The sequence below is a fragment of the Nitrobacter vulgaris genome (genome assembly GCF_002028545.1).
In the GTDB taxonomy this organism is placed as follows: Bacteria; Pseudomonadota; Alphaproteobacteria; order Rhizobiales; family Xanthobacteraceae; genus Nitrobacter; species Nitrobacter vulgaris.
Genome location: NZ_MWPQ01000049.1, coordinates 212,796 through 227,166, shown reverse-complemented (window position 1 = coordinate 227,166; position 14,371 = coordinate 212,796). Strand labels below are relative to the sequence as shown.

The 14,371-nt window shown below is 61.7% G+C and carries 14 protein-coding genes; 11 read left to right on the top strand and 3 right to left on the bottom strand.

The features are described from left to right. The first annotated feature begins 294 nt into the window (after positions 1-294). Together B2M20_RS13890 and B2M20_RS13885 are read left to right on the top strand one after the other, a co-directional pair. The gene (locus B2M20_RS13890; protein ID WP_079447706.1) at positions 295-2,076 is read left to right on the top strand and encodes a tetratricopeptide repeat protein; all 1,782 of its coding nucleotides are present in this window, start codon (positions 295-297) and stop codon (positions 2,074-2,076) included. Between the two features lie 130 nt (positions 2,077-2,206). Further along, a complete protein-coding gene (locus tag B2M20_RS13885) occupies positions 2,207-3,133 on the top strand; it encodes a 4-(cytidine 5'-diphospho)-2-C-methyl-D-erythritol kinase (protein ID WP_079447705.1) in 927 nt (308 codons plus the stop codon). A gap of 55 nt (positions 3,134-3,188) precedes the next feature. Here the strand turns inward: B2M20_RS13885 and B2M20_RS13880 are convergent, their stop codons facing one another. Then, entirely contained in the window at positions 3,189-4,199 is a 1,011-nt protein-coding gene (locus B2M20_RS13880; protein WP_079447604.1) for a polyprenyl synthetase family protein, read from the bottom strand. Positions 4,200-4,350: 151 nt separating this feature from the next. On the opposite strand from B2M20_RS13880, the gene B2M20_RS13875 reads away from it, so the two are divergent. From B2M20_RS13875 to glyS, 6 genes are all read left to right on the top strand, one after another. Next, positions 4,351-4,590 (top strand): putative signal transducing protein, encoded by a 240-nt coding sequence (locus B2M20_RS13875; RefSeq protein ID WP_079447704.1) that lies wholly within the window; start codon positions 4,351-4,353, stop codon positions 4,588-4,590. Then, positions 4,571-5,341: a tRNA1(Val) (adenine(37)-N6)-methyltransferase gene (locus B2M20_RS13870; protein WP_079447603.1), complete on the top strand. Its 771-nt coding sequence runs from the start codon at positions 4,571-4,573 to the stop codon at positions 5,339-5,341. Before B2M20_RS13875 ends, B2M20_RS13870 begins: the two co-directional genes overlap by 20 nt. Before the next feature lie 181 nt (positions 5,342-5,522). Then, positions 5,523-6,401, top strand: coding sequence for a S49 family peptidase (locus B2M20_RS13865; RefSeq protein WP_079447602.1), 879 nt, complete (start codon positions 5,523-5,525; stop codon positions 6,399-6,401). A gap of 121 nt (positions 6,402-6,522) precedes the next feature. Beyond that, positions 6,523-6,708 (top strand): hypothetical protein, encoded by a 186-nt coding sequence (locus tag B2M20_RS13860; RefSeq protein WP_079447703.1) that lies wholly within the window; start codon positions 6,523-6,525, stop codon positions 6,706-6,708. A gap of 157 nt (positions 6,709-6,865) precedes the next feature. After that, complete coding sequence (locus B2M20_RS13855) at positions 6,866-7,810, top strand: glycine--tRNA ligase subunit alpha (RefSeq protein WP_079447601.1); 945 nt, start codon at positions 6,866-6,868, stop codon at positions 7,808-7,810. A gap of 3 nt (positions 7,811-7,813) precedes the next feature. Next, on the top strand, positions 7,814-10,042 hold the full coding sequence (gene glyS / locus B2M20_RS13850; protein WP_079447600.1) for a glycine--tRNA ligase subunit beta: 2,229 nt from the start codon (positions 7,814-7,816) through the stop codon (positions 10,040-10,042). 140 nt (positions 10,043-10,182) lie between these two features. Here the strand turns inward: glyS and B2M20_RS13845 are convergent, their stop codons facing one another. Beyond that, a complete protein-coding gene (locus tag B2M20_RS13845) occupies positions 10,183-10,560 on the bottom strand; it encodes a DUF1236 domain-containing protein (protein WP_079447702.1) in 378 nt (125 codons plus the stop codon). A gap of 237 nt (positions 10,561-10,797) precedes the next feature. Here B2M20_RS13845 and B2M20_RS13840 point away from each other — a divergent pair, with 237 nt between their 5' ends. Both B2M20_RS13840 and B2M20_RS13835 read left to right on the top strand, forming a co-directional pair. Next, on the top strand, positions 10,798-10,953 hold the full coding sequence (locus B2M20_RS13840; protein WP_079447701.1) for a DUF3096 domain-containing protein: 156 nt from the start codon (positions 10,798-10,800) through the stop codon (positions 10,951-10,953). 343 nt (positions 10,954-11,296) lie between these two features. Then, the gene (locus B2M20_RS13835; RefSeq protein ID WP_079447599.1) at positions 11,297-11,971 is read left to right on the top strand and encodes a TetR/AcrR family transcriptional regulator; all 675 of its coding nucleotides are present in this window, start codon (positions 11,297-11,299) and stop codon (positions 11,969-11,971) included. A gap of 18 nt (positions 11,972-11,989) precedes the next feature. Here B2M20_RS13835 and cycA read toward each other — a convergent pair whose 3' ends face one another. Further along, positions 11,990-12,391 carry a cytochrome c-550 CycA gene (gene cycA / locus B2M20_RS13830; RefSeq protein WP_079447598.1) on the bottom strand — a complete coding sequence of 134 codons (402 nt, stop codon included), beginning with the start codon at positions 12,389-12,391 and terminating at the stop codon, positions 11,990-11,992. Between the two features lie 342 nt (positions 12,392-12,733). Here cycA and B2M20_RS13825 point away from each other — a divergent pair, with 342 nt between their 5' ends. After that, positions 12,734-14,227: an FAD-linked oxidase C-terminal domain-containing protein gene (locus B2M20_RS13825; protein ID WP_079447700.1), complete on the top strand. Its 1,494-nt coding sequence runs from the start codon at positions 12,734-12,736 to the stop codon at positions 14,225-14,227. Positions 14,228-14,371: the final 144 nt, after the last annotated feature.

The following is a 14,371-nucleotide window of genomic DNA, read 5'->3' as shown; positions in this document are numbered from 1 at the left end:
CCCTGATAACGCCATACTTGGCGATGCAAGCAGTTGGGTCGCCGCCGATCCTTGCCGCGGGAGGTCAAACGCGCCATTGTCGCGCGGCTGGTTGAGGTCAGTGGTGAATACCAGACAACAAATGTCAATCCAGCCCCGATCCGGGCTTGCGAGCGTTCCTTGATTCGCATTTGCAAAGACACTCGCTGAAACGCGGCGCAAATGTTAGAAGCGGATCATGCAATGGTGCCGGCCGGGTTGCATATTGAAAACCCTGATGTTCGTGCCGTGAAATCTGGAGCTACGCGAATCCCGATGTTGTCCATTCGTCTCAATCGCCTGGCGATGATTGTCGCTGCTGCGACATTGTTGGCTCCGTCCGGTCCGGTAGCGGCTCAGACGCCGGACCATCCGACCGAAACCGCGCAATTTCCGAGTGCCAAGGATCTGCGCACCATGACGACGTCGGGCAGCTATCTCGCTGCGCGCCATGCCAGCGTTGAGCGCGACGCCATGTCTGCGGCGACGTTCTATCGTTCGGCGTTGCGTACCGATCCAAAAAACAACGAGCTTCTGGATCGCGCGTTCATTTCGTCGCTGGCCGAAGGCGATATCGCCATCGCCGTGAAGCTGGCCGACCGCATTCTCGCTATCGATAAATCCAACCGGGTCGCGCGGCTGGTTGTCGGCGTCCATAATCTGAAGTTGAAGAAGTACGCGGTCGCCCAAAAAAATATCAAACAGTCCATCCGAGGACCGATCACCGATCTCGTGGCGACTCTGCTGGCGGGCTGGGCCGACTATGGCGCGGACGACACTAAACAGGCCGTCGCCAACATTGACGCGCTGACCGGTCCGGAATGGTACCCGATCTTCAAGGATCTGCATTCGGGGATGTTGCTCGATCTTGCGGGCCGGAACAAAGAAGCCGGCGCTCGTCTCGAGCGCGCTTACAAACTCGACGATTCGGCGCTCCGCGTGGCCGATGCCTATGCGCGGTGGCTGTCGCGCAACAAGGACGGCGCTGCGGCGTTGGCCGTGTATGAGGCGTTCGACAAAAAGCTGGCGCGGCATCCGTTGATTCAGGAAGGCATCAAAGAGATCAAGGCTGGCAAGAAGCTGCCGCAACTCGTCAGCTCGCCGCAAACCGGCGCCGCCGAAGCCCTTTACGGCATCGGCGCATCCTTGACCCGGCGCGGCGGCGAGGACCTGGCTCTGGTCTATTTGCAGCTCGCACTTTATCTCTCGCCCGATCATTCAATGGCGCTGTTGTCACTCGCCGATCTCTATGAATCAGTGAAGAAGCCGGAGATGGCGATCGGCGTCTATCAGCGTGTACCGGTCGATTCCCCGCTGAAGCGCAATGCCCAGATTCAACTTGCTACCAATCTCGATGCCGTTGATCGCAGCGACGAGGCGATCAAAATTCTCAGGGGTGTCACGGAGCAGGATTCGAGCGACCTGGAAGCCATCATGGCGCTCGGCAACGTCGAGCGGGGCCGCAAGAAGTTTGCCGATTGCGCAAAGACCTACGGCAAAGGCATCGACGTCATCGCCGAGACTAAGGGCAAGCCGAATTGGGTCTACTACTATTTCCGCGGTATCTGCGAAGAACGGTCAAAGAACTGGGGCAAGGCGGAAGCCGACATGAAGAAGGCGCTCGAAATTCAGCCCGAGCAGCCACATGTGCTGAATTATCTCGGTTACTCCTGGATCGACCGCGGCCTCAATCTCGATGAAGCCATGAAGATGATCAAGCACGCCGTCGATCAGCGGCCGGACGACGGCTATATCGTCGACAGCCTCGGCTGGGCCTATTACCGCATCGGCAATTACGACGAGGCGGTCAAGACGCTGGAGCGCGCCATCAACCTCAAGCCCGAGGATCCGACGGTGAACGATCACCTTGGCGACGCTTACTGGCGCGTCGGCCGGACGCTGGAAGCAAGATTTCAGTGGGCGCACGCGCGCGACCTGAAGCCGGAAGCCGAAGAGTTACCGAAAATCGAGGCGAAGATCGAAAAAGGCTTGCCGGCGGACGAAACTCCGTCAGCCGCCTCGGCGGACAAAAAGAAGGATGACGGCAAGGGCGGCTAAGGAGGGCGGTGGCCACCCCGGCCGTCGTGGCGGCGTCGCTTGCGAAAGTTACACCTCCGTCGCGAACTACGCCCGCCGCAATCGCAAAAATCATTTGATTCATGTGCCGTTTTTGGATTTGACATCCGCTATGATCGTCACCGGCGCTACGGATCTGGAAACGGCCACACCGGCGCTGAGCGAGACGGCGCGCGCCAAGGTCAATCTGACGCTGCGGGTCGTAGGCCGGCGCGCCGACGGTTTTCACGATCTCGAAAGCGTGGTGGCATTTGCCGACTGCGTCGATCGTCTCACGCTGACACAGGGCGCGGATCTATCGCTGGTTGCTGGCGGCCCGCGGGCGCAGGAGTGCGGCCAGACAGCCGATAATCTCATTCTTAAGGCGGCGCGGCTATTCAGCGAACGGGTCGCGAATCTGAAGGTAGGCGCCTTCGCGCTGGACAAGCATTTGCCGGTCGCAGCCGGCATCGGCGGCGGATCAGCTGATGCGGCTGCGGCGTTGCGGCTTCTGGCGAGGGTCAACGGCATTGCGATGGGCGATCCGCGATTGCTGGAGACGGCGCGACTGACCGGCGCCGACGTGCCGGTTTGTGTCCGCTCGGCAAGCTGCGTCATGACGGGCGTTGGCGAATCGTTGTTGCCGCTGGATCTGCCGGCGATGCCCGCTGTCCTGGTCAACCCCCGCGTTCCCGTCGCCACAAAGGAGATCTTCGCCGCACTCGGCCTTCGCAAAGGTGAACTGAATGTCGGCGTCAACGATGTGATCGAGGCTATCGTGTGGCCAAAGGCCGGTGCTCCGATGGACGATTGGCTCACTATGCTGTCGGACGGTACCAATGATCTCGAAGCACCGGCGATCCGCATTCAGCCGGTGATCGGTGAGGTGCTGGCGAGGTTGCGGGCAACCGGCGCGCGGCTGTCACGGATGTCGGGCTCGGGCGCGACGTGCTTTGCGATCTTCAGCGACGAGGCGGATGCACATCACGCCGCGCAGACGATCCGGCTCGATCGCCCGCAATGGTGGGTTCATGTGGGGATGCTGGGCGGCGGCTCGTGACGGAGCTTGACGGTTCTCATTCCGCGGCACGGGCGGACATCATCGCTCCGGATCGTCAGTGCGACCGTGCCAGGCAGAACGCGACGACTTGTTCCAGCGCGCTCTTCATCGGCGATGGCGGAAACAGCGCTAGCGCATCGACCGCCATCGCGCCGTAGTGCTGAGCGCGATTGAGGGTATCCTCCAGCGCGCGATGCTTGGTCATCAGCCCGATGGCGTAATTGAGGTCGGAGTCGCCGATCTTGCCTTCCTCGAGCGCCCGCACCCAGAATTCGCGCTCGACATCGTTGCCGCGCCGGAACGCCAGCACGACCGGCAAGGTGATCTTGCCTTCGCGGAAATCATCGCCGACATTCTTGCCGAGCTTCGCCGACTTCCCTCCGTAATCAAGCACGTCATCGACAAGCTGGAAGGCGATCCCGAGGTTCATGCCGAAGCTTGCAGCCGCCGTTTCCTCAGCCTTTGGACGGCCGCCGAGCACCGGACCGACCTCGCAGGCGGCGGCGAATAGCTCGGCTGTCTTGCCGCGGATGACCGCGAGGTATTCGTCCTCCGTTGTGGCGGTATTCTTCGCCGCCGCAAGCTGCATGACTTCTCCCTCGGCGATGGTGGCCGCCGCCGAAGACAGGATGTCGAGCGCGCGTAGCGAGCCGACCTCGACCATCATTCGGAACGCCTGCCCAAGCAGGAAATCGCCGACGAGAACGCTGGCCTCGTTGCCCCACACCATGCGGGCCGAGAGCTTGCCGCGGCGCAGCTCGCTTTCGTCGACCACGTCGTCGTGCAGCAGTGTCGCGGTGTGCATGAATTCCACCGAAGCCGCGAGCTTGACGTGACCTTCACCGGAATAACCGGCGAGATTGGCCATCGCCAGCGTCAGCATCGGGCGCAGCCGCTTGCCGCCAGACGAGATCAGGTGGGTGGCGACATCGGGGATCATCGTGACTTCGGACCCGGTCCGCGACAGGATGGTGGCGTTGACGCGCTCCATGTCGGCGGCGACGAGTTCGACGAGTTGGTCAATGGAGCCTGTCGAGTGACTTTCGAAGGGGACGATGACCGCCAAGCATGGATCTCCGGTTTGCGAAATTCGTCTCATTCCAACCGCTGCACCATAGAAAGTGCCGGTCGACCCGGCAAGCGCAGGTAGTGGTTGACATGGAGGTGTTGACATGGGCCACAGGGGCGTGAAGCTGGTTACGCCGGAGAACGTGACGTTGCGGGAATTGGTTCGAACCAACGATCTGGTGTTGGTGTCGGCGATCGGCGCGTTGCTGGACGGTGCCGGGATTTTTCACCTGGTGCTGGATCAGAACATGAGCGTGATCGAGGGGTCGCTCGGGGTGCTGCCCCGCCGCATTCTGGTGAATGAGGATGACAATCGCGCGGCGCGACAGCTTCTCACCGAGGCCGGGCTTGCTCACGAGTTACGCCCCGATGACCGACAATCGACCTGACGTCGGAGAGGATGCGTTTCTCGGCGGACGGCTGCGGTTGTATCAGCCTTCGTCCGGCCATCGCGCCGGCCACGACGCCATGCTGCTCGCCGCCGCCACGCCGGGCAGGCCCGGCGATCGTATCGTCGATTTCGGAGCGGGCGTGGGTGCTGCCGGGCTCGCGGTGGCAACGCGGATCGACAACGTCGATCTGGTGCTGGTTGAGCGCGACGAAACCCTTGCCGTTCTGGCGCGCCGAAACGCGGTTCTCAACAGTCTCGCGGCGCGGGTCTGCATCCTCGATATCGCAGCAGAGGCGGAGACGTTCGCACGTGTCGGTCTTGGTCCCGACACCGCCGATGTGGTATTGATGAATCCTCCCTTCAACGATGCCGTACGGCACCGGCCGTCGCCGGACCAGGGTCGTCGCGCGGCACATGTCGCGGAACCGTCGGGTCTGGGCATCTGGACTCACGCCGCGCGGCGTATGCTGAAATCCGGGGGCGTGCTCAGCCTGATCTGGCGCAGCGACGGTCTGGCCGAGGTGCTTAGCGCGCTTGATCGCGGCTTCGGCGATATCGCGATCCGGCCCGTGCATCCGGACCCCCGCAAGCCCGCGATCCGCGTTCTGGTTCGCGCGGTCAAGGGGAGCCGGGCGCCGCTCAGACTTTGCCCGGATTTGATGCTCAGCGATGAGATGGGCCGTCCCACCAGAGAGGCTCAGGTTGTTCTCGTAGGCGGTCAGGCTCTTGCGCCCACGGGGCTCCGGTGAAACGGCGGTGCCGAAGGCGCGGTGTCCCTCCGCCCGTCCATTGCAGAGGAGCGCTGGCTGCCTCGCGCGGACTTGACGCGAATTGTCGCAAGAAGGCTACCGGTGAGTGCCTCGGGTAGATAGATGCTATCTTCATCTTAATCAGGCGATTGGATGATGACGAATTGCCGAGGGAAACGCCATGAGCGGACGGATAAAAGCAGCGCTGATAAAACTGGTTCCCAAGCGATGGCAGCGCGGGGCGGTGGTGCCGGTGGTGCGGTTGTCCGGCGTGATCGGCGCGGTCACGCCGCTCAAGCCTGGCATGACGCTCGCCGGCGTCGCCAAAACGCTGGAGCGGGCGTTTGCGGTGGACAACGCCAAAGCGGTGGCGCTGGTGGTCAATTCGCCGGGCGGTTCGCCGGTTCAGTCGCGCCAGATTTACCTGCGTATCCGGCAGCTCGCGCAGGAGAAAGAGCTTCCGGTGCTGGTCTTCGTCGAGGACGTCGCCGCCTCGGGCGGTTACATGATCGCCTGTGCGGGGGACGAGATTTTTTGCGATCCCTCTTCGATCCTGGGTTCGATCGGTGTGGTCGGCAGCAGCTTCGGCTTCACCGAACTGATCAGGAAAATCGGGGTCGAGCGAAGGCTGTATACGGCAGGCGAACACAAGGCGACGCTCGATCCCTTTCTTCCGGAAAACCCCGACGACGTGGGGCGGCTGAAGGCGATCCAGCGCGAGATCCACGCGACCTTCATCGAACTGGTGAAGGCAAGCCGCGGGGAGCGGCTGAAGGGAACGGACGACCTTTTGTTCACCGGAGAATACTGGGCCGGCGAGCGATCGGTCGCGCTCGGCCTTGCGGATGCGGTCGGCGATCTCCGCTCGACGCTGCGGGATCGGTTCGGCGATAAGGTCAGCACGCCGCTGATAGCGCCTTCGACCGGTCTGCTATCGGGGCTGTTTGGCCGCAAGGCGGGAGCTGGAACGATGACCTCGTTTGATGGCATCGCGGGGCTGCCGGACGGGTTGATTTCCGCCCTCGAGACCCGGGCAATCTGGGCCAGGTTCGGATTTTAGGCCGCCGGAGGGCATGCCGAATTCCGGTGTCATCAATTTGAAAACATCGATTGCGGGAACGATCAGGTTGCGCAAGAATATGGGCAATTGGGGGCCGACAACGAAGGAAGAGGATCGACCGATGCCGCCGCTGATTGCACTTGCAGCTACTCTGGGTGGACTAGTTGTGGTCCGCTGGTTCTACAACACCGCCAAGCGGATCAATCAGGAGCTCGAGGAAGCACGGATGACTCGCGTGGCCGAGCCCGTGCGCCGCGATATCCCGACGCTGCGGCGCGATCACACTGGCGCCTATCGGCCTGATTAGGATTGTGCGACCCGCCTGGAGGTCGCCGGACTCGTGCCGGTCGCGGGTGGATCCCGTTAACCCTCAGCGGTAAGTGCTCGTCGTCGCCTTGATTTGAGGAACGCGCGCCGATACGGTCGCGTCGCGTCGACCCATTTCGCGAATTCCCAAAAAGACGATGGACTCCTTGCCTCCGCATATGCGCCCGGAACGCTCGTTCCAGGGCCTGATCCTGACCTTGCAACGCTATTGGGCGGACCACGGTTGCGTCATCCTGCAGCCCTACGACATGGAAGTGGGGGCGGGCACCTTTCATCCGGCGACCACGCTTCGCGCGCTGGGTCCGAAGCGCTGGAACGCGGCCTATGTGCAGCCATCGCGCCGCCCCAAGGACGGCCGCTACGGCGAGAATCCCAACCGCCTGCAGCACTATTATCAGTTTCAGGTCATCCTCAAGCCGTCGCCGTCTGACATCCAGGACCTCTACCTGAAATCGCTCGCCGCGATCGGTGTCGACAGCGCGCTGCACGACATCCGCTTTGTCGAGGACGACTGGGAAAGCCCGACGCTGGGGGCGTGGGGGCTCGGTTGGGAGTGCTGGTGCGACGGCATGGAAGTCAGTCAGTTCACCTATTTCCAGCAGGTGGCCGGCGTCGAATGCGCGCCGGTGGCAGGCGAACTCACCTACGGGCTTGAACGGCTGGCGATGTACGTGCAAGGCGTCGACCGCGTCTACGATCTCAATTTCAATGGCCGCGAGGGCGCGGAGAAAGTCACTTACGGCGATGTGTTCCTTCAGGCCGAGCAGGAATATTCGCGGCACAATTTCGAGCATTCCGATGCCGAGATGTTGTTCAAGCAATTCTCGATGGCGGAAGAGGCTTGCAAGAAATATCTCGACGCGGGCTGGCGGGATGATCCAAAGCAGCCCGGCAAGCGCGAGGCGCATCTGATGGCGCTGCCCGCCTATGACCAGTGCATCAAGGCGAGCCACGTCTTCAACCTGCTCGACGCGCGCGGCGTGATCTCGGTGACCGAGCGGCAAAGCTATATCCTGCGTGTGCGCGAACTGGCGAAAGCCTGCGGCGAGGCGTGGCTGCATACCGAAGCTGGCGGCGTCTGAACAATGCCTGATCTTCTGCTCGAACTTTTCTCCGAGGAAATTCCCGCGCGCATGCAGGCGAAGGCGGCGGACGATCTGCGCAGGATGGTCACCGACAAGCTCGTGGCCGAGGGCCTCGTCTATGAGGGCGCGAAAGCCTTCGTCACGCCGCGTCGCCTCGCACTCACCGTGCACGGCATTCCGGCGCGCCAGCCCGATCTTAAGGACGAGCGCAAGGGGCCGAAGGTCGGTGCGCCCGACGCCGCCGTGCAGGGATTTCTGAAAGCCGCTGGGCTGAAATCGCTCGAGGAAGCCAAAATCCAGCGCGATCCGAAGAAGGGCGATTTCTACGTCGCGCTGATCGAAAAGCCGGGACGGCCTGCGATCGATGTGCTGGCGGAATTCCTGCCCGTGATCGTGCGCACCTTCCCGTGGCCGAAGCAGATGCGCTGGGGCGAGCGTTCGGCGAAACCCGGCGCGCTGACCTGGGTGCGGCCGCTGCATTCCATCATCGCGACCTTCGGCATGGAGACCGAAGAGCCCGACATCGTGCGGTTCGACGTGGCCGGCATCGAAGCTGGACAGACCACGCGCGGTCACAGATTCATGGCGCCGGACGAATTCAGCGTGCGCCGCTTCGAGGATTACGAAGCGAAGCTGCACGATGCGAAGGTCGTGCTCGATCCGCAGCGCCGCAAGGACATTATCCTCGCCGACGCGAAAGAACTGGCGTTCGCGCAAGGCTATGAGCTGGTCGAGGATCAGGTGTTGCTCGATGAGGTGTCCGGCCTTGTCGAATGGCCTGTGGTGCTGATGGGCTCGTTCGATAAGGAATTTCTGTCGATACCGGGCGAAGTGATCCGCGCCACTATCCGCAACAACCAGAAGTGCTTTGTCGTCAACGATCCCAAAACGGGAAAGCTCGCCAACAAGTTCATTCTCGTCGCCAACATCGAGGCATCGGACGGCGGCAAGGCCATCGTCGCCGGCAACGAGCGCGTGATCCGTGCGCGGCTGGCGGATGCAAAGTTCTTCTACGAGACCGATCTGAAAACCAAACTCGAAGACCGGCTGCCGAAGTTCGATCAGATTGTGTTTCACGAAAAGCTCGGCACGCAGGCGGAGCGCATCGCGCGCATCGAGTGGCTTGCCTCTAAAATCGCGCCGCTGGTCGGTGCGGATGTTGCGAAGGCGAAGCGCGCCGCGCGATTGTGCAAGGCCGATTTGCTCACCGAGGTCGTCGGCGAATTTCCCGAGCTGCAGGGCCTGATGGGGAAATACTACGCGCAGGCCGCTGGCGAGGATGCTTCGGTCGCCGCCGCGTGTGAGGAGCACTACAAGCCGCAGGGTCCGAACGATCGCGTGCCGAGCGATCCCGTGAGTGTTGCTGTGGCGCTGGCCGACAAGATCGACACGCTGGTCGGTTTCTGGGCGATTGATGAGAAGCCAACGGGAAGCAAGGATCCTTATGCGTTGCGACGTGCGGCGCTGGGGGTGATCAGATTAGTGTTGGAAAACAATCTGCGGCTAGGTCTCGAACTGATATTTGTCGGCGCCCACGGCTTCCTGTCTTATGGACTAATTTTAAGGGAGCGTCAGAATTTTGCTGCCGCGTTAGAAGAGGCCGGGAAGCGTATTTCCATCGTAAAGCCGATTGCTGAGGCATACGAGGCTGGCTATGAAGAAGGAGCGAAAGAGCGTCTGCGAGCAAAAGCAGCAGCTGATATTCCAAACCTCCTCTCCTTCTTTGCAGACCGCCTGAAAGTACAACTCCGCGAACAGGGTGCGCGGCACGATCTGGTTGACGCGGTGTTTGCTCTGGAAGGACAGGATGATCTTCTGATGGTCGTCCGCCGCGTCGAGGCGCTCGGAAAGTTTCTCGACACCGACGACGGCAAGAACCTGCTCGCTGGCACCAAACGCGCGTCGAACATTCTTTCCATCGAGGAAAAGAAGGACAAGCGCAGCTTCGACGGCGCGCCGGATGCCTCGCTCTACAAGTTGGACGAAGAGAAGGCGCTTGCCGCGGCCATCAACGATGTGAAACGTGAGGCGAGCGCTGCTGTTGCGAACGAAGACTTTGCCGCCGCCATGTCCGCGATGGCGAAACTGCGGCCCGCGGTCGATGCCTTCTTCGAGAAGGTGAAGGTCAACGACGACGACGCGAAGATCCGTGAGAACCGCCTCAAGCTGCTCAACGAGATTCGCGCGGCCACGCGCACGGTCGCGGATTTCTCGAAGATACAGGATTGACGCGCAGCATTCGGCCGTCACGATAAACCGAAGGCCCGTCCCAGGGTACCGGACGGGCCTTCGACCGCGTGACCTCGACATCGTCGTTGTCGCGCGGACCGATACCCGCGCGACGCACTTTTCGTTATCTGCTTAGCGGATTAATCGATCACCTGCATGATGCGCCGCGTGCGCGGCTCGATCAGCACGGTTTCGCCATTCACCACGGTGTAGCGATAAGGCGTTGCGCCGAAACGCTGCGGTACGTCGTAAAGGGTCACGCCTTCTTCGGCCAGGACCGTGCCGACTGCGATGCGTTGGGAAACGGTATAAGATGGCACGCGCTCGGTTACGACGTATTCGCGAAACGCCGGGCGTTGCTCGATTGTAATTCCCCCGTCGGCGCTCACTTCGACCGGCTGGGTGACGACCACATCAGTCGAGGGTGCCGCGCCGATCGTGGTGCTTTGCGCATGAGCGCTGTATCCCGCGCCGAGCGCAGTTATCAGCGTGGCAAAAGCCAGAGCGGTATTCCGCATGGTAGCCTCCATTGAGGTCGGACGCGCTTTTTTTACGCCGTCCGTTCGACGTCATGCCAATTCAGTTCGCCAGCGATCGTTCCGCGCGCAAGTTTGGCATTTCGGGGGCGGGCTTGTGGCGCGGCAAAAGATGAAAGTGAGGTGAAACTCGCCCGAATCTCAGACCATGCTGTCAAGAAGCGCCAGCGGCGGATAGAGTTTCTGCGATTCGCAAACAGCATCGGTGGAGGTTTCTTAATGGTCATCACGGCAGCGCATATCCAGCCTATCGTGGCGTTGGTCGCGGGCGTCTTGATCCTGCTGATGCCGCGTTTTCTCAATCTGCTCGTTGCCATCTATCTCATCTTCGTCGGCCTTTCCGGCCTCGGCGTGTTCAAGATGCTGCATTTCTAACTTCTTCGAACACCCACCCGATTGATGCTCTTCGCTGCGGTGCAATCGTCGCCACGTCAGCGACGTTGAGGTCGGCCGGCTGCGAAGGTGAAAGGCTTTGAGGGGAGGCTGTACGGATGCCAATTGATGCGGCGCGCCGCAGAGCCAGCACGCTCTCTGTATCGCCGAACAGAGCCCAAAGCGATCACGGCGCTCCCGAAGGGCTTATCGTACAAAGCCGCTTGCCTTGCCTTCTGAATGGGTGTTCAGTTTTTCAGCGAGCATGTTCGCGGACTTCGTAGCGGTTTGAAGATGCTGATCTCGCGCCGCTCTTGATTGCGGGGCGAGGGGACTTGGAACCCGCATGGTGTATCGGCGGACTCAGCAGGTCATGAAGCGTCTCGCGGCGCGCCGCCGCGCTATTCTGACGGCCGCGCGGGATATAGCCAGCACTGGGGGAATGGCGGCGGTGCAGATCGCGCCGGTCGCGCTGCGTGCCGATGTCGCCGCCGGGACGGTCTATCGTTACTTTCCGTCGAAGGCCGATCTGATTTCCGAACTGATCGTGGAGATAGCGCAGGATGAGCTGACGGCAATACGCGGTGCCGCTGATGCCGCGCCGGGGCCATCCTCGGCGCTTGCGGCTGCCATCGCCACCGTCGCCGTGCATATGGTCTCACACAGGAAGCTCGCCTGGGGCATTCTGGCTGAACCGGTCGATGTAGATGTATCCGCGACCCAGTTGGTTAGCCGCCGCGAAATCGCTGGCGAGATTGAAGCGCGCATCATAGCTGCGGTGAGTGCCGGACATCTGCCGCAGCAGGACACGTCGCTCGCGGCGACCGCGCTGCTTGGCGCGCTGCATGAAGCCCTGGTGGGGCCGCTCGCGCCGGATAACTTCGATGATCAGGCGACGCTGCGTGATGTGGTGCAGACCGCGACTTTGCTGGCGTTGCGTGCGGTTGGCGTGACGGATGCGCGCGCGCGGGGTCTTGTGGTGCAGGCGGCCCTGCCGGCAAGAATGCCGGCAGGGGAGTAAGGCGGACTGAAGTCTGCGTTACTTCGCCTTGACCTTGCCATCCTTGTCGAACTGCGACACGTAGGCCCAGAGGTTGTCGAGTTCGCTTTCCTTCTTGATGCCGGCAAACGTCATCTTGGTGCCCGGAACCTTGGCCTTCGGGTCCTTGATGTACTCCTTGAACTGCGCCTCATTCCAAGTGATGCCAGAATTCTTGTTGGCATCCGAATAGGCATAGCCTTCAACGGAGCCGGAATGGCGCCCGTCCAGGCCGTTGAGTTCCGGACCGACCTTGTTCTTTGCACCTTCGCCAATGGCATGACATGCCATGCACTTGTTGAAGGCTGCCTTTCCGGCTTCCACGTCTCCAGCGGACGAGGTGCCCACGCTTGCAAGCGTAATGCCGAGAACAGTCAGTGCGGAGATGGCGAAGGTTTTCATGGAGACCTCTTGAGTCCTTGTGGGGGGCTTCAGGCTGAAGCTGATGGGGATTGGCCGCCTCCCCGAAAGGGAAGGGGTGCTTGTGGCTCCGTGGCCTCGCAGATCATTAAATCTATGATTACGAGCCGCAGAATCGGACGATAACACCGATCTTAGAACGATTCGAGTATGATTTGGTTCCAAACGGGCTTCGCATGCTACAGCCTGCCTACAATACGATGGTACCATCTGCTTCAGGTCCGGGTTTGAGTTAGCCTACACAACACGGGCAAAATATGGTTGATTTAGAAGGTCTTGTGGCGATCGGCGCAGCCCGGTCGCGCGATAGCGGAGCGCCTGCCGATGACCATCATGATGCCCGCCCCGGATCAGATGGTGCTCGATCGCCGCGACGCCATTGTCCGGGATTTCCGTGAAATCGTGCCGGGCGAGGGGGTCATTTCCAGCGCAGCGGAAATGTTGCCGTATGAATCGGATGCTTTGACCGCTTATCGTCAGCCGCCGATGGTGGTGGTATTGCCGGAAACCACCGCGCAGGTGTCGCGCGTTCTGAAATACTGCTTCGATCACGGCATCAAGGTGGTGCCGCGCGGCTCCGGCACCTCGCTGTCGGGTGGAGCGTTGCCGTTGGCCGACGCGGTGCTCCTCGGCCTCAGCAAGTTTAAGCGCATCCGTGAGATCGATTTCGACAACCGCGTTGTCGTCACCGAGCCCGGCGTCACCAACCTCGCGATCAGCCAAGCTGTAGCCCATGCCGGGTTCTACTACGCGCCGGATCCTTCGTCGCAGATCGCCTGCTCGATCGGTGGCAACATCGCGGAAAATTCCGGCGGTGTTCACTGTCTGAAGTACGGCATGACAACCAACAACGTGCTCGGCTGCGAGCTTGTGCTGATGTCCGGCGAAGTCCTGCGCATCGGCGGCAAGACGCCCGAGCAGGCGGGTTATGACCTGATGGGCATCATCACGGGGTCCGAAGGTTTGCTCGGCGTCGTCACCGAGGTCACCGTCCGCATTCTGCGGAAGCCGGAAACCGCGCGGGCGCTGATGGTCGGATTCTCGCAGGTGGAAGCGGCGGGTGAATGCGTGGCGCGGATCATCGGCGCCGGCATCATTCCCGGCGGCATGGAGATGATGGACAGGCCGGCGATCCACGCCGCCGAAGCCTTCGTCAACGCCGGCTATCCGCTCGACGTCGAGGCGCTGCTGATCATCGAGCTTGACGGTTCTTCAATCGAGGTTGACGAACTCATCAGGCGCGTTGAGGCCATCGCGCTCGGCTGCGGATCGACGACCTGCCGGATTTCCGGTTCGGAAGCGGAGCGCGACCTGTTCTGGGCCGGCCGCAAGGCGGCGTTTCCGGCAGTAGGCCGCATCTCGCCCGACTATCTCTGCATGGACGGCACCATTCCGCGCGGCGCGCTGCCGCGGGCGCTGGCGCTCATTCGCGATCTCGGCGAGAAGTACGGCCTCGGCGTCGCCAACGTTTTCCATGCTGGCGACGGCAATCTTCATCCGCTCATCCTGTACGATGCCAACAAACCCGGTGAGATGGACAAGGCGGAGGCGTTCGGCGCAGACATTCTGCGCTGCTGCGTCGAACTCGGCGGCGTTCTGACCGGCGAGCATGGCGTCGGCATCGAGAAGCGAGACCTGATGCCGCACATGTTCAGCGAAGTCGATCTCAACCAGCAGCAGCGGCTGAAATGCGCGTTCGACGCCCGGGGTCTTCTCAATCCAGGCAAGGTGTTTCCGACGCTGCACCGCTGCGCCGAACTCGGCCGCGTTCATGTGCACGGCGGCAAGCTGCCGTTTCCGGATCTGCCGAGATTTTGATGATAAGGCGACGTCCTATCCGCATGCTCCGTCATGCCCGGTACTCGGGTTTTGCTTCGCCGGCCCGAGTACAGGCCCATTGCGCCGGGCATCCACGTTTTACTGCGGACCAAGACGGGGATGGCCGGGAGGAGCCCGGGCATG